Raw genomic sequence first — 16127 nt, forward strand, 5'->3', positions numbered from 1 at the left:
TTCCATGGAATTCGGCAGAATTTTAGTAGCCGCCAGAGGTAATGGCGTCGACCAGGTGGCAGTGGAGCTGGCCTGTAAAATCGGCAAGAAATCCAAGGCCAAGATATTTATTGTTTACGTTCTTGAGGTTAATCGGAGCTTGCCGATCGATGCTATAATTAAACCTGACGTTGAGGCTGCCGAGAAGGTGCTTCTCGAGGCCGAGGAATATGCGCAGGACAACGATTTCGATGTCGAGACGGAGATCATACAGGCGCGGGATGTCGGGCCGGCGATCATTGAGGTGGCCCGGCAGAATAATGTTGATTTGATAGTAATGGGTTTGACATATAAAAAAAGGTTTGGCTCCTTCACAATGGGGAATGCCGTACCGCACGTCCTCGAAGAGGCGCCCTGTCGGGTACTTATATGCCGGGAACGGAAGCCATAAAACAGAACAGAAAGACTATTGTCATAATGGGATGCGGCCGTGTGGGCGGCAAATTGGCGGCTATGTTTGACGCAGCCGGCCATAAGGTCACGGTGCTCGACCTGGACGCATACAGTTTCAGGCGGCTCCCGCCCACGTTCAGCGGCACAGCCCTTATCGGCAACGGCACCGATGAAGAGATGCTGCGCAAGGCAGGTATCGAGGACGCCAGCGCCTTCATCGCCCTCACACAGGGCGATAACCGCAATGTTATGGCGGCGCAGATAGCCAAACACGTCTTTAAAGTGCCGCGTGTTATCTGTCGCATTTATGACCCCCTGCGCAAAGACATCTATGAGCATCTCGGCCTGGAATCCATCAGCCCGACAGAGGTATTTGCAGACCTCCTGTTCAACAGGCTGGAGAAGATCTGAACGTTATGAAATCGCTTTATATTGTGATCATCGGCGGAGGCAATATAGGCTATTACCTCAGCAAAGCGCTTCTGAATCAGGGACATGAGGTACTGATTATTGAACGCGATGTGAGGAAATGCGAGAAGCTGGAGGATGAACTGGGCAGCTGCTGCATGCGCGGCGACGGCTGTGAAACCGTGGTGCTCAATGAGGCCGGCCTCAGCCGGGCCGATGCGCTGATAGCGACCACCAGCCAGGATGAAGATAACCTCGTATCCTGCCAGGTGGCAAAACACCGTTTTAATGTACCCCGCACTATAGCTCTGGTCAACAATCCCAACAACGATGCCATATTCAGAAAACTAGGTATAGATGCGACCATCTCTGTGACCAACACGATCCTGGAGCATGTAGAACAGGAGATACCGGCGCATCCATTGATTCACCTTCTTACAATGAGCGGACATATGGAAGAGGTCGTCGAGTTACTGATCACTAAAGAATCGCCGGCCGTGGGTAAGTCCATCGGTCAGTTGAAGCTGCCCCAGGATACCACTATCGCGCTCATTATGCGTGAGGGAGAACGTCCCAAGATCCCCTCTCCCGACGCTGTTTTTAAAGAGAACGACCGAATCATCGCATTGACTACTCTGGACAGCGAGAAAATCCTGGAAAAGCTCCTGCTCAGTTAAGTCCGGCTCAGCCGGATATGTGTGACAGGCCTTCCTTAAGCTTCCTGTATGTTGTCGCCAGACCCTCGGAAAGAACTCGAGTATCTGCAACCACGCTCATATAATTGTTGTCTCCGTTCCACCTGGGCACAACATGCATGTGAATATGTCCTTCCAACCCTGCGCCTGCTACTCGACCGATGTTCATCCCGATATTGAAACCATCGGGTTTGATGGTCTGTGTCAGCAGTTTCACGCAGAGTTGAATCAGCTCAAAGAGTTCTTTTGCCTCCCTGACGTTCGCCTCGGTAATATTCGCAATATGCCGGTAAGGGGCCACCATCAAATGTCCGGGGGTATAGGGATACGCGTTCAGTATAACAAAACCATATTTCCCGCGGTGGAGTATGTAATTTTTCTTATCCGTTTTTTCAGCGGGCTTATCGCACAATATGCATCCGCCGCTTTTGTGTCCTCCCAGTATGTACTGCATACGCCACGGCGCCCATATTCGTTTCATTCGATATATACCTCAAAAGTTAGTTTCAACATTGTAGCACGATTATTGACTTTGCTGCGCAAGATTGATATCTTTGTTTCATCCGGCTATGGCATCGATCGACCTTAGCTATTTTTCGCGGGGAGACGTCTCAAGCAGTTTCAAGAAAGAAGTCTCCGAAGTTCTCAACGACTGCTACGGACGCTTTGCTGAAAAAGTCCCTTATAAAATAGAGATATATGCATTTGACAAGGAGGACAACCTCTCCAGCTTCCTGCGCGAAGAAAAATTCAAGCTGGGCCTATCTTTCAATACTGTGGATGACGCTTCCGCCTGTACTCATGAAGTGCTGCGAGGTTATCCCCGACTATTGCTCTGCCAGGAACGGCTGCTAAAATACAGCAAACAGGCCAGGGCAGGGGCGATGAGACACGAGGCGGCACATACAATACTACACGGTGCGCTGGAGTACAGTATTTTCCAGATACCTGAGGATTGCCGCCATACGGCTACAGTTAAAGGTATCGAAAACGAGAAACTTGAAGAGGTTTTTTTCCAATTATCGCTGGGGATCAAAGACTTCGAGGCTACCAGGTTCCTGATCCAGCATGACTATATCAATTGCCAGTTCCACTATGCCATGGAGTGGATAAAACCTGCTGAGGACGACAAAACAGCCTGGGCCATCTCGCGTACGAACAGGCAAACAAAGTTCGTCTATGAGAGCGCATTGATGAGGCCGATACTTTTTACGGACCCACTCCTTTCGCTGCCGAAAACAAAGAAAGTGCCGGCAGAAATGCAATTACAGCTTAGCGTAAGGATGGAGCAGATGATCGCCCTGCTGGGTGAAGCCGAGGAAAACAAGGTGCTAAAAGTGGCCGGCTCGATTATTGAAACGCTGAGCGAGGATACGCACAATAATATTGATGCAGCTTTTCATCAACTTATGGGCTTGATCTAAAAGCATATATCTTCTTAATAAGCAGGTGGTTATGCAGTATCACAAATCAGTCAGACTTCTGGACAATTTATTTTGTTATGTATGGTCCGGTATGGGCAATAACTGTAACACATGCGTTTTGACCGGTGTTCTCAACGGGGACAAACCGCACGTGATCATCGATCCCGGGCACATAAGCAACGAGGCTGACGAGGACTGCCTGGGCAGCCTGAACCAATCCTTGAAGGCTGACCATATTCAAATGAAGGACATAGGCCTGATCATCAACACTCACAGCCACCCCGACCACTGTCAATCCAACGAGGAGATAATAAATATCAGCGGTGCAGCGGTGACCATGTCAGAGGAGGAAAACGCATTTAGAACAACCGCCGGGGATCGGATGTACACTATGTTTGGCATGAGAGCCCCCAAATTTGATCCACTCTTTTTCCTGAAGGAGGGAGACGTCAAGCTGGGCAAAGATGATTTCAATATGCAGGTCCTGCTATGCCCCGGCCACTCGCCCGGATCGGTCTGCCTCTATCTGCCTGACAGCAAAGTACTCATCACCGGCGATGTCGTTTTCTACATGAGTGTGGGCAGGACCGACTTCCCCGGCGGGAGTACCAAATGGTTGCAAAAAAGCATAGAACGGCTCTCAAAACTTGATGTGGAATTCCTGGTTCCGGGGCACAACACTGAGCCGAACGGGGTCATGCGGGGCAGGGATATGATAAAGCGAAATTTCCAGGCGGTTAAAATGTACTTCGAATAGCTTGGACGACCATGGAAGCTGACGAGAAAATAAGATCGGCTATTGAGAACACCCTGGTCCTGCGTCCGCCCAGACAGCAGTTGGCCACTTTCGGGATCACCAACGTCTATTATTACATGATCACCGAACTCATGCATGAGGTAAACGTAGTCAGGGAAGGAAGAGTAATAGCAGCACGGCCCAAAATAGTTACACCCACTTACCTCATCAATGTTGAGGGCTTCAGCGGGCCTGCCAGGCGTTTTATTCAGATGGCTGCAGAGCAGAATCCGCATGAACCGGGCATTCTGTATTCATATAAAAATGAAACGGGTGAGATGAATATCGTCTCAGAGCCGCTGGGTAATATCCTTGATAACATCAACAGGCGTATCGATAACCGCAACGACCCGCTCAGCGCGATTATCAAAGGGGTGGAGGAGTTGTGGGATGTTTCACTCATGAAATTTACATTTGAGCTCACGCGGACGTCGGCCTACCGCAATTTATCCGAGTTCTACGGCCGGGGCAGACTGGCGGCAGATAACCAGGGGATTCCGCGGGATGCGCGCGAGACCATCGAAGAGCTTTTTGAGATGGCCGGTAAAGATCCCTCCTACGCGCCTGAGCTGGTTAGCGAGCTTCATCGCTGGAACCTGTGGAGTACATACCAGGACCGCTTTCTCAATCTCTTCAAGAGGTCCTGAAATCCTATGTAGCCCCGGGCGCCGGTAACACTGTTCCTGTTGACAATATTTAGAAAGCGTTATATATTACTCGAGCTTACATAAAATATGAATAAGAACACGGTCAGGCCGGCAAATGAATCAACGGCGGTCTAACATTGAAATAATCAGCGAAATGCTGAGGATTGGTGCTGAGGGGGCAGGCAAAACCGAGATCATGTACAGCGCCAATATGAGCTACAGGCAATTGCAGAAATATCTTAAATTCATGACAGCGCAGGGCCTGATCGATCAGATCGAGGTCGGTAACCCCTCGATTACCTTTATCGTTACCGAAAAAGGCCACGGCCTGCGGCGCAGTATTGAGACCGTTTTAGAGGTTCTGAAATTTAACATAACGGAAGAAAAATAAGATCGGAGGAGATGCGTATGACGGAAAAAAGGATGTTGATATTGGATGCGGCTACGGTCAGGAAAATCGATGAGAACCGCGGTGACATGAGCGTCTCCGAGTTCATCAATATTCTTATCGACAGCCACCTGGACGAGCCTGCTGCCAGCCAGCAAAGCGAACTGGTCACCAAAGAGGAGTTTCACCATTTCGAGGAAGGGATCAGGGATCTCCTGCGCAGTTTCCTCGAGTTCTTCCTCAGCTATGGCCTCGAACTGGGTAAGCAGCCTACTGACGGGGAATTGGATAAGTTAAGCTTCAAACTCCAGGGTTTGACCAAGTCCAGCAAGACCAAGAAACTGTAATACATGACGCGCACAAGCAAGCCAGTCATTTAACCCCCCATTTATTCATCAAACTTCGTACCAGATAGAACTCTTTTCTAGAACATAATCACTTCCAAATTCACTTTAATCGTGCCATAGTGTATCTGTTTATACATGACGGAGGTGAACTATGCCCACGATTAAAGAGTTATTGCGCACAGGTCGCAGAGAGGAGCTGTGGCAGATGTGCTGCGGTTTTCTCGACCTCAATATCGAGCAATTTATGTCAATCCAGAGGAGGCTGCTGCTTGAGCAGATCGAGCTTCTCAACCAGTCCAACCTCGGCAAGAAAATAATGGGCGGACTTGTCCCGCAGGACGTGGATGCGTTCAGAAAGAGGGTGCCGCTCACAACCTATAAAGATTACTGCCCCGAGCTGTCTGAAAAGCAGGAAGACCAGCTGCCAGGCAAACCGCTGTACTGGCAGCATTCATCGGGCCGGTCCAGCGAATATCCTTTTAAATGGGAGAGCACCAAGTGGGTGCCGTTGACACAGGAGTTCGTCCACGAATCAGGCAAGATAGGGGCGGCAATTGCCATACTGGCAAGCTGCAAGAAAAAAGGCGATGTATCGGCAATGAAGGAAGGGCTAAAATTCATTTATGCCGTCGCCCCCAGGCCATATGTATCCGGCACATATGCCTATGTAGCCTCAGATGAAATTGGGGGCATCAGCCTTCCTTCTCTTGAGGCAGCACAACAAATGGAGTTTGAAGAAAGATTGGCATCGAGCTTTAAGCTGGCACTGTCCGAAGGCTTCGATTTTTATTTCGGGTTAACCCTGGCGCTTGTTGCCATCGGAGAGAGGCTGAACCAGCAAATGGGGAAGGTGAATATCACTTCACTGGTCTCTCACCCGAAGGCGCTTTTCCGTGTTGCCGGCGCTCTACTGAAAAGCAAGTTGGCCGGGCGCAAACTCCTGCCCAAGGATTTATGGAATATCAAAGGCATTATGGGCAGCGGCAGCGATGTCGAGATTTTCCGGGACACGATTAAGAAAACCTGGGGCAGAGATACCCTGGACGTATACGCGAGCACCGAGTCTGGATTGGTAGCCATGCAGGCCTGGGATTTCGGCGGTATGACCTTTACACCCAGTCTCAATTTCCTCGAATTCATCCCCGAGGCTGACTATATCAGGAACAAGGCGGACAGCTCCTATGTGCCCCGCGTTCTACTTCTGGACGAAGTTCAGCCGGGCGAGAAATACGAGCTGGTAGTCACAAATTTCCACGGGTCCCCTCTGGTGAGATACAGAACGGGTGACGTAATCAAGATCACCTCTCTAAGTAATGAAAACCTGAACATCCAGTTACCCCAGATGGTGTTTGAAGGTAGGGTCGATCACACGATCGACATTGGCGGCTTCATCAGGCTCACAGAAAAAGTTATCTGGCAGGCAGTGAGCAGATCTGAAGTCCCATACGTAGATTGGGTTGCACGCAAAGAATACCGGGGCAAGGATGCCATATTGCATATCCTCATAGAATTAAAAGGAGATTCGAGAATTCCTGAAGAGGAAATCGCGAAAAATATCTATAGGGAACTGCAGAAAATGGACGACGGGTTGCCTTACGGGAATGTACAGAATATCCTCGGCTCCGAGCCGATTAAGGTCACGCTATTGCCCAGGGGCGCCTTTGATCGATACTTAAACCTGCGCAGATCGCTGGGGGCTGATCTTGCGCATTTAAAGCCGCCGCATATCAATCCGACGGACAAAGATCTGGCCATCTTAATTCCGGAGATCGCCGAGATTCCCGCCCCTGTATCAACACCGGTGGGCATAACTTCCGGGAAATAGACAGACGATAGATATAATCCGGGCTATCTGAAGACTGTATCAGGCGGTCGCTCTAAAGCGACCGCCTGATACTTATTTCCGGGCATTTCAATATCATCGGCCACGTAACTTCCCTTGACTTTTATATCTGATTCCATTGATAATGACTGATATACACCATTTACTTCTAAATTATGAATATCGGTACATTAGTCTCGCTTTTAGCGACTATAGCCTATATACCGCTCCTGATCCTGCTTATTGCCAACCGCCCCTGGCAAAGGCGGCATAAGCTATTTGCCGCCTTCCTCGTCGGCATGATGATCTGGAGCCTCGGCACCTTCCTCTTCCGCAGCGACTTCTTCATGGATGACAAGTTGCTGCTCGCTAAAATTACCCTGTGTTTTCTTGCTCTATCTATAGCGCCGCTTCACTATTTTTTACGTACGTATTATGAGACCGCCAAGCCCGGCTTTCCCCTTGCCCTTGGTTTTTCCGTTATTTCAATAATTATTGTTCTTCTTTTCCTCCCCCAAACTGTCCTCTTTGAGAACGGTGTTTTACCAATATACGGATTCTGGCTTTACCCGGTGATGCTCTTCAACTTCTTACTGCTGGCAAGAGATGCATTTTTGCTGACGCGAAAATTGAGCCATCTGGCTGATCCGATTGTACGTAACCAGATCATTAACCTTATATTCGGTCTTTGTATCGCGCTCATTCTATCGCTCACTACGGCCATCGAGATCGGACGTGTTTATCCCATGGCACAGGTTGGCAACTGCCTTCTCGCGCTTATTCTCACATATACAGTTATCAGGCATCGCCTGCTGGACCTGCGGTTGATAGCCCGCCGCGGACTGACCCTGCTGCTAATGGCTACAGTCGGTGTCGGTATATACCTATTGCTGTTCGCCATTGCCCATGTTCTATTTAACATCGAAATTGCGCCCTCAAATCTGGCGCTGGGCATGGGAATCGCACTTATCATAACGCTGGTGATTCTACAGATTCGGAGCTTCACATCCAGCCAGATAGATAAACTCTTTTACAGGGAAAGTTACAGCTACAGGCAACAACTAAATACACTGGTCAGGGACAGAATAAGGCGTCTGATCAGCCTTGATGAACTCGGCAGCGAGCTTCTAACATTGCTTTCCGGCTCGCTCAGGTGTAAAAAGGCATTCCTGCTGCTACCGCAGGAAGACGGATCGGATTTTTACGTGCGGTTTGCACTCCCCCCATTAAGTAATGACGCTTCATTCACTATTAAAAAGGACAGCCCTCTACTGGAGTGGCTGGCAAAGGAGAATACCTATCTAACCCGTGAAACTTTGGAAATAGCCCCTGAATTTAAAGGCCTGTGGAACGAGGAAAAAGATACTATTAGGCGGCTGGATATTCATCTTTTTCTTCCCATCATAAGCAGGAGTAAAACGATCGGCCTCATGATGCTGGGGGAACGGGTGGATAAACACCGCTACACACTCGAGGATATTAACCTGGCGGAAAGGGTAATCCGGGATATCGCTACCAGTCTGGAAAAAGAATACCTGCAGGACCAGTTGCGCAAGCGCGAGCAGGAATTATCTCTCCTCAACCAATTGTCAGCGGTGATCTCATCCAGCCTCAATATACAGGATGTCTACGACGCCTTTGCAGACGAACTGCAGGAAGTGGTTGAGGCAGACTACACTGCGATCTGTCTGATTGAGGAAAACGAGATATATTTCGCCGCAGTATCGTCCGATGTTGGCTCTGCATGGAACACGGGGCAAAAAATACCCCTGCCCGGCACCACTGCTGAATGGGTTTTCCTCAACAAGCGTTCATTCTATGAACGCGACCTTTCCCAGAGCAGCAGGTTCTGGACTGGAGAAGACCACGTCAAACGCGGGATCAAATCGATGCTTTATCTGCCTCTCGTAAATAAGGGAGACGTGATAGGAGTTTTGCTGGTCGGAAGTAAGAAGGCCGCGGCTTATAGCCCCGAGCAGACGATATTGCTCGAGCACCTTGCATCACAGATTGCAGCTCCCATTGAAAACAGCCGCCTCTTTACCAAATCGGAGGAGATTGCTCGCATCGACGGTATCACCGAGCTTTTCAACCGCCGCCATTTCGACGAAAGGATGCGGGAGGAGATAGACCGCCACTCGAGATACGGTGATATACTCTCGATATTGCTGATCGACCTGGATAACTTCAAGAAATACAACGATACATTCGGACACCTTGCCGGCGATCGACTCCTGGTCCAGGCAGCCGAAATAATAAAAAGCTCCATAAGGTCATCGGACCAGGCTTTCAGGTATGGAGGAGATGAGTTTGCGGTGATACTCCCTAACTCTTCCACCATGGACTCCTTCAGCGTTGCCGAGCGCATGCGCGAGAGGATAGCTGAAGCAATGGCGGCGCGGCAGCTCGATTTATCGGTCAGTATCGGAGTCGCATCCTGGCCCGGAGACGGCACTACGCTTGATGAGCTTTGCTACGCGGCCGATATGGCTCTCTACTATGCCAAACGTACTGGACAGAACAGGACATCTATAGCGTCGCGCACTCTTTTCTCACTTAACGAGCCCAGTGTAAGCGTAAACTCTGAAGCAGAAGTACTGAGCACCATATATGCGCTGGCGGCGACACTGGAGGCGAGGGATAAATTTACCTACGGTCATTCACGCCGCGTAAGCCGATACGCTGTTGCCGTTGCGGAAAAACTGAACTTGGCGCCGGAACAGGTGACACTGGTCAGCGCAGCAGCGCTCCTGCACGATATCGGGAAAGTGGGCATACCGGACAGCGTGCTCAACAAAAGCGAGAAGTTGCTGGATGAGGAATGGGAATTGCTAAAGCAGCACCCCCGGCTATCAGCTACTATTGTGGGGCACGTCCCGAGCCTGAGCGCCTGTCTGGCTGCCGTAAAGCACCACCATGAGCGATGGGACGGCAAGGGTTACCCGGCAGGACTGAAAGGAGAGACGATACCCATTGAAGCGCGCATACTGTGCGTTACCGATGCATTCGAGGCTATGATATCGGAGCGCCCTTATCGCTCGGCACTTACTTTCAAGCAAGCCGTCGCCGAACTGGAAAAATGCGCCGGCACGCAATTCGATCCTAATATCGTCAGGACTTTTATACCGATAGTGCTTTCAACAGCGCCCGATGATATCGAGCTCGAGATGCAACGGGTCCGCCAGGAAACCGATTAATCCCGCTTAACCAGGATGCATATGTTGCGTGAAAAGCATTTAAACGGTAATTTGTAATAGCTTTCCGGCCGCGCTGCCAGCACTTTAAATCCAGCACTGCTGAGCGCCTTCACGATTTCAAAATAAGTAAATAGATAGTAGTATCTGTGGATTACCTGATTTCCGATCTTCCAGGGCACGCGGACCTCCTTGCCTTTACCCAGAAAAATCCTCTGCCACCGGTTCCACACGGTGATAAAGGCTTCCCCTCCGGGTTTGAGCACGCGCTTCAGCTCCCGAAAGGCAATATCCCGCCTCTGCCTGCCGGGGATGTGATGATAGGTTGCCACAGCTAATGCATAATCGAAAACGCCATCGCAAAAGGGCAATTGAACAGCATCCGCCATTAATAACCGGGGACTGATGTTATGTTTTTCTGCGTATTTAACGGCCATCTTGATCATCTGTCCCGATGAGTCGAGCCCCCACATCTCAAATTTGCCCCTGAAAGGGAGAAAATCCGGGCCGTGGGCGCAGCCGATATTTAAAAGCCTGCCCTGCCCCCAGCGATCCGCCAGGGACCGCAGTTCGGTCTCAAAGCGTGTCCAGTGCCGCAGGCGGTACCAGCTCTCCGCTATATTGTCGTAAGTATTTGAAATGTGACTGTCCTTTGGTGGCATTTTGCCCGATTTGCTAAACTTGAATCGCAACCTAAATATATCACACCTGTATATTTGCATCCCACTATGCGAAAAGGTTCAAGGACGATCTCAGGCGTCACACCCGTAGCGGTAATGGCCAGGCCTATGCCATGCCCCGGCTCCTGCGTTTTTTGTCCCACATTCGACGGCTCGCCCAAGAGTTATACTCCGGAATCCCCCGCGGTATTACGAGCCCTGTCATGCGAATACGACCCAACCAGGCAGGTGGAGTTCCGCCTCAGTATATTCTCCAAAATGGGACATCCGGTCGATAAAGTGGAATTAATCATAATGGGCGGTACTTTCCTGGCCTCCCCGCCTGAATACCAGTACAACTTCGTAAGGTCTTGCTACGATGCGCTTAATGGGCGTCCCTCACAAAACCTGGAGGATGCCCAAAGATTGAACGAAACTGCCGGATACAGGTGTGTCGGACTCTGCATAGAAACCAGACCGGACTGGTGCAGTGAGGACGATGTAAAGCGCATGCTTGAATTCGGCACCACCCGCGTGGAGCTGGGTGTGCAAACGCTGGACGACGACATATACCGTTTGGTCCGGCGCGGTCACTACGCGAAAGATGTAATCGACGCTACCGCCCTGCTGAAAAGGTACGGTTTAAAGGTCTACTACCACTGGATGCCCGGCCTGCCCGGATCGACACCCCCGCATGACCTGGCGCAGGCAAAGCTGCTTTTCAGCGATGCTAGGTATAAGCCCGATGGAATCAAGATCTATCCCACTCTCGTTGTGACCGGCACCGAGCTCGAGCAATGGTACCACCAGGGCAAATACACTCCTTACTCCATGGGCAAAATGACGGATCTGATAGCCGATATCAAGGATACCGTGCCGGGATATGTACGTATTCCGCGCGTGATGCGCGATATCCCTACCAGGTTTATCGTGGCGGGTTGCCGCGATCTTTCCTTGCGCTCCGGAGTAAAAGAGGTAATGAAGAAGAGAGGGGCGCAGTGCCGGTGCACGCGTTGCCGTGAATACGGCCATCGCCGGCGGGAAGGCTGGAAGATAGGTGAGCCAACCTTGCACAGATACGATTATGAGGCATCAGGCGGCAGGGAAGTATTCCTGTCCTTCGAAGATGATGCCGGCACACTTTTCGGTTTATTACGGCTCCGCATCGGTTCACGTGATATTTATCCTGCCCTGATAAGGGAGGTCCACATTTTTGGTTCGGAGGTGCCGATCGGCGAGCAGGACGACCTTGCTGCCCAGCACAAGGGGCTGGGATCGGCGCTGGTTAAAGAAGCGGAGCGAATCGCCCGTGAGGAATTCGCAACAGACAGCATTGCCGTGATCAGCGGCGTGGGAGCCCGTGACTATTTCCGCCGCGGATTCGGCTATGAACTTGAAGACCACTATATGTGCAAGAAGCTCGGATCAAGCATACAGGTGGCATGATACCGGATGTCCGCGCGTAATTTGATGGAGTTCCGGCTCGATCTGAGAGCACACCGGCATCACGCGACGGCACCTGGTATGGAAGCGGCAACCTGCCGGGGGATTAAGAGGAGACGGAACATCACCCGTCAGCAGTATCCTTTCCCCGCCTTCGGGACGAAGGCCGGCTATAGCCGATAACAAAGCCTCCGTGTAAGGGTGCAGCGGATTTCGGAAGAACTCTGCTTTATCCGCCGTCTCCACAATCCTGCCCAGATACATGACTGCTACACGATCGGATAAGTACCTGACCACCGAAAGATCGTGACTTACAAAGATATAAGCCAGTCCATCCCTGTCTCTAATATCCATCATGAGATTAAGTATCTGTGCCTGCACCGAGACATCCAATGCGCTGACAGGCTCGTCGGCTATAATCAACTGTGGATCCATTGCCAGCGCCCTGGCAATGCCGATGCGCTGCTTCTGACCGCCGCTGAACTCATGCGGATATCTCTCCCCAAAATCCGCCTCCAGCCCGACCTTCTCCAGTAAGCGTGCCACGCGGTCCTCCATCTCAGCAGGGTCACTGATACCATGCACAATGAGCGCCTCCGCTATCGAACTGCCGACAGTCATTCTGGGGTCCAGAGACGAATCCGGATCCTGAAAGACTATTTGCATTTTTCCCCTCAGTTCTCTCAGGCTGTGCCTGTTAAGACCGACCACATCGACACCGTTGAATCTGATCTCACCGGATGTCGGTTCTTCCAATCTCAAAATGGTCTTGCCCAGAGTCGATTTCCCGCACCCTGATTCCCCTACCAGACCCAGCACCTCACCCTTGTTAACAGTCAAAGAAACACCATCCACCGCCCGTATCTCCCCGATCGAACGTGATATCAGCCCGCCTGTAATCCGGTAGTACTTTTTAAGGTTATTAACCTCCAGCATGGCTCCGCCGATCATCGCGCTCCGCCTCCATCTTTATCCCCGAATAAATGACAGGCTACCTTGTGAACATCAGTGATCTTCACGGATGCAGGCATTGTGGATCTGCAAATATCCATTACCTTTGAACAGCGGGGGTGGAAAGGGCAACCGGGCGGCATTTCCAATGGATTGGGAGTAACGCCCGGAATGGATGGCAGCCTTTTAGCCTGGGATGACACATCCGGCAGACAATCGATGAGTCCGACGGTATATGGGTGTGCCGGGCTTTTCAATATGTCTTCAACGTCGGCAACTTCGACCACCCTGCCTCCATACACTACAGCAGCCCGATCTCCTATCTCCTTGACCAGCGACAGGTCATGCGTGATGAAAATGATGGACATCTCCCTGCGAATCTTCAGCTCCTGCAAAATGTGTATTATTTGTGCCCTGATTGTCACATCCACCGACGTAGTCGGCTCATCAGCGATCAATATCTCCGGGCTGCAGGAAAGGCTCATGGCAATCATGGCCCTCTGCTTCATACCTCCCGACATCTGGTGCGGATACATCTTAAGCGCGCGTCCCGGCTGTGGGATATTCATCTCCTCCATCAGCGTCCGGGCCCTGTCCATCGCCTTAGTCCGGTTGACATGTTCATGTACCATCACCTGTTCGGCGATCTGGTCACCGATAGTAAAAACAGGATTCAACGACGATTGCGCGTTCTGAAAAACCATGGCGATATCCCCACCCCTGATCTCTCTCAGGTATGTTATCGGACAGGTAGTCAGATCAGCGTTTTTATAAATAACCTGGCCTCCTACTATCCTCCCGGGTGGATTATCGAAAAGGCGTAGAATCGAGAGGGCGGTCACCGTCTTTCCGCAGCCGGACTCTCCCACCAGGCAAAGACATTCTCCCTTCCGAAGAACGAAATCCACACCGTTCACGGCTTTAACCGTGCCGCGGCGTGTGAAGAACCATGTCTTCAGGTCCTTAACTTCCAGAACTGTTTCAGATTTCACTCCAACACTATTCCCGTACGTTATTTCATATACTGGCTCTGGGATCAAAGGCGTCCCTCAAGCCGTCGCCAAAGAAATTGAAGGAAAGAACTGTGAGAAAGAGCATGATGCCCGGCTCGACAGCTACCCACCAGGCTGTGTCCAGGCTGTGCTGGCCGGTATTAAGGATGGTTCCCCAGCTGGTGCTCATGGGATCTCCCAGCCCGATGAAGCTCAACGCCGCTTCAGCCATGATCACACCGGGTATTGAGAGCGTAGCCATCACGATAATAAGGCTGCTGACATTGGGAATAAGATGATGGAACATTATTCTGGCATCGCTGGCCCCCAGCGCCCTGGATGCAGTGACGAAGTCCCTGGTCCTGATGGATAGCGTCTCGCTCCGGATGAGCCTGGCCGCCCCAGTCCAACCCGTCAGACCTATGACCAGCACTATGATGGCCAGGCTCGGCCCGAAAATGAACACGATCATCACCAGCAAGAGAAAGAATGGAAATGTCATCATTATATCGGTGAAGCGCATTAAAACATTGTCCACCCATCCTCCCGAGAAAGCCGATAGAACGCCGATAAACGTGCCCAGAAATAGGGCTATTCCGGTAGCCAGCAACCCGACCAGCAACGATATTCTGGCCCCCGAAATCAGCATGGCGAGCATATCGCGCCCCTTGCTGTCCGTGCCCAGCGGGTGATCCGGCCTCCCCCATACAACCGTAGTTGTGGATTCCCCGGTCGATATTTCGTAGACCGATTCTTCGATTGAAAACCCCAGCGGAGGAAGGTTCTTGATCATAAAATCCGTGTTTTGCGGGTCCGGCGCAAAGATCGGGCCGAATATACCTACCAGTGACAGGAACACGACAAAGCCCAAACCCGCGATGGACAGCCGGTTTTTACGCAACCTTTCCCAGTAATAATCGATAAGCCGCTTGCCGGAGCGTGCCGGCTTACCCTTATTCATATCTTATCCTCGGATCGAGATACGTGTAGATCAGGTCTGTCGCCAGGTTGATGAAGAGTACAAGGAATGTGCCGATCAGGGTAACCGCCACCACCACGGCGTAGTCGTTGGCGAAAATAGCATTGAAAGATACCTGCCCCAGCCCGGGAATCCCAAAAACTATCTCCGTAAGGTACGCGCCGCCGAAAACAACGCTTCCCAGATCGAACATAATAATTGTAACGAGCGGCAGCACGGCGTTGCGCAGAACGTGTTTGCCGATGACCGTCTTCTCCGGCAGTCCCTTGGCGCGCGCTGTTGTCACAAAATCCTTGCGCAGGTTATCCAGCATGGCGGACCTGGTATAACGCAGATATCCCGCCAGTTCGCCTATACCCAGCGCCAGCACAGGCAGCAGGAGCTGTTTGATGTTTTCCAGCGACCAAATCGGATAACTGGTATCGTAATACGTTTTAAACCATCCCAGGTAAACAGCAAATACCATTATCAGCATCAGTCCCAGCCAGAATCCCGGTATGGAAATACCGATGAATGAGAAGATGGATGCAGCGTAATCTATTCTGGTATTCTGCTTTACCGCTGCCAGCATGCCGAGCCCAACCCCGATAACGATGGCGAAAATGGTAGCCAGCAATATCAGTTGGAAGGAATATATCCAGTGCGAGGCTATCAGATCGCCAACAGTCTGAGACGTGCTGAAAGACCATCCCCAGTTGCCCTGCAGCAGGTTACTCATGTAGGTAAAATACTGCTCGATAATGGGCTTATCCAGCCCATAGCGCGCCTCGATGGCCTGACGAGCAGATTCCACGTCCTGACCCCTGGCAGCGATATTGAGAATGTACCTGTCAACTGGCGAGGTGGGTCCCAGACGTAGCAGAATGAAAGTGACGGTCATGATGCCCCAGGCGATGACGACGCTGTAGATAAGACGCTTGATAATATAGCTGCGCATCTATATGTGCCTG

General features: G+C 51.1%; 17 protein-coding genes. 11 read left to right on the top strand and 6 right to left on the bottom strand.

Annotated elements, in window-relative coordinates; genetic code table 11:
* Positions 1 to 4 precede the first annotated feature (4 nt).
* The 3 genes from WC359_06450 to WC359_06460 are packed head-to-tail and all read left to right on the top strand — an operon-like array spanning position 5 to position 1517.
* Positions 5 to 430, top strand: a complete 426-nt coding sequence (locus WC359_06450) for a universal stress protein (GenBank protein ID MFA5400059.1) — start codon at positions 5 to 7, stop codon at positions 428 to 430.
* Positions 409 to 843, top strand: coding sequence for a TrkA family potassium uptake protein (locus WC359_06455; protein MFA5400060.1), 435 nt, complete (start codon positions 409 to 411; stop codon positions 841 to 843). Before WC359_06450 ends, WC359_06455 begins: the two co-directional genes overlap by 22 nt.
* Positions 844 to 848: 5 nt before the next feature.
* Positions 849 to 1517 carry a TrkA family potassium uptake protein gene (locus WC359_06460; protein MFA5400061.1) on the top strand — a complete coding sequence of 223 codons (669 nt, stop codon included), beginning with the start codon at positions 849 to 851 and terminating at the stop codon, positions 1515 to 1517.
* 7 nt (positions 1518 to 1524) lie between these two features.
* On the opposite strand, the gene WC359_06465 is transcribed toward WC359_06460, so the two are convergent.
* Positions 1525 to 2016, bottom strand: a complete 492-nt coding sequence (locus WC359_06465) for an HIT domain-containing protein (GenBank protein ID MFA5400062.1) — start codon at positions 2014 to 2016, stop codon at positions 1525 to 1527.
* 88 nt (positions 2017 to 2104) lie between these two features.
* On the opposite strand from WC359_06465, the gene WC359_06470 reads away from it, so the two are divergent.
* From WC359_06470 to WC359_06500, 7 genes are all read left to right on the top strand, one after another.
* A complete protein-coding gene (locus WC359_06470; protein MFA5400063.1) occupies positions 2105 to 2959 on the top strand; it encodes a hypothetical protein in 855 nt (284 codons plus the stop codon).
* Positions 2960 to 3050: 91 nt separating this feature from the next.
* Entirely contained in the window at positions 3051 to 3716 is a 666-nt protein-coding gene (locus WC359_06475; GenBank protein MFA5400064.1) for an MBL fold metallo-hydrolase, read from the top strand.
* Positions 3717 to 3727: 11 nt separating this feature from the next.
* Entirely contained in the window at positions 3728 to 4402 is a 675-nt protein-coding gene (locus WC359_06480; GenBank protein MFA5400065.1) for a hypothetical protein, read from the top strand.
* A 115-nt stretch (positions 4403 to 4517) separates the two neighbouring features.
* On the top strand, positions 4518 to 4793 hold the full coding sequence (locus WC359_06485; GenBank protein MFA5400066.1) for a winged helix-turn-helix domain-containing protein: 276 nt from the start codon (positions 4518 to 4520) through the stop codon (positions 4791 to 4793).
* 17 nt (positions 4794 to 4810) lie between these two features.
* Entirely contained in the window at positions 4811 to 5137 is a 327-nt protein-coding gene (locus WC359_06490) for a hypothetical protein (GenBank protein MFA5400067.1), read from the top strand.
* Positions 5138 to 5288: 151 nt separating this feature from the next.
* The gene (locus WC359_06495) at positions 5289 to 6962 is read left to right on the top strand and encodes a GH3 auxin-responsive promoter family protein (protein MFA5400068.1); all 1674 of its coding nucleotides are present in this window, start codon (positions 5289 to 5291) and stop codon (positions 6960 to 6962) included.
* Positions 6963 to 7135: 173 nt separating this feature from the next.
* Positions 7136 to 10156, top strand: a complete 3021-nt coding sequence (locus WC359_06500) for a diguanylate cyclase (protein MFA5400069.1) — start codon at positions 7136 to 7138, stop codon at positions 10154 to 10156.
* Here the strand turns inward: WC359_06500 and WC359_06505 are convergent.
* A complete protein-coding gene (locus WC359_06505) occupies positions 10153 to 10815 on the bottom strand; it encodes a methyltransferase domain-containing protein (GenBank protein MFA5400070.1) in 663 nt (220 codons plus the stop codon). The genes WC359_06500 and WC359_06505 overlap by 4 nt on opposite strands.
* Before the next feature lie 66 nt (positions 10816 to 10881).
* Here WC359_06505 and WC359_06510 point away from each other — a divergent pair, with 66 nt between their 5' ends.
* The gene (locus WC359_06510) at positions 10882 to 12258 is read left to right on the top strand and encodes a tRNA uridine(34) 5-carboxymethylaminomethyl modification radical SAM/GNAT enzyme Elp3 (GenBank protein ID MFA5400071.1); all 1377 of its coding nucleotides are present in this window, start codon (positions 10882 to 10884) and stop codon (positions 12256 to 12258) included.
* Here the strand turns inward: WC359_06510 and WC359_06515 are convergent.
* Genes WC359_06515 through WC359_06530 form a run of 4 tightly spaced genes read right to left on the bottom strand, consistent with a single transcriptional unit; the run spans position 12238 to position 16114 of the window.
* Positions 12238 to 13206, bottom strand: a complete 969-nt coding sequence (locus WC359_06515; protein ID MFA5400072.1) for an oligopeptide/dipeptide ABC transporter ATP-binding protein — start codon at positions 13204 to 13206, stop codon at positions 12238 to 12240. The genes WC359_06510 and WC359_06515 overlap by 21 nt on opposite strands.
* Positions 13203 to 14198, bottom strand: coding sequence for an ABC transporter ATP-binding protein (locus WC359_06520; GenBank protein MFA5400073.1), 996 nt, complete (start codon positions 14196 to 14198; stop codon positions 13203 to 13205). The genes WC359_06515 and WC359_06520 overlap by 4 nt, the downstream gene beginning before the upstream one ends.
* Before the next feature lie 25 nt (positions 14199 to 14223).
* Entirely contained in the window at positions 14224 to 15159 is a 936-nt protein-coding gene (locus tag WC359_06525) for an ABC transporter permease (protein ID MFA5400074.1), read from the bottom strand.
* Positions 15152 to 16114 (bottom strand): ABC transporter permease, encoded by a 963-nt coding sequence (locus WC359_06530; GenBank protein ID MFA5400075.1) that lies wholly within the window; start codon positions 16112 to 16114, stop codon positions 15152 to 15154. The genes WC359_06525 and WC359_06530 overlap by 8 nt, the downstream gene beginning before the upstream one ends.
* Positions 16115 to 16127: the final 13 nt, after the last annotated feature.

The organism is Dehalococcoidia bacterium (assembly GCA_041653995.1).
Lineage (GTDB): Bacteria > Chloroflexota > Dehalococcoidia > GIF9 > UBA5629 > CAIMUM01.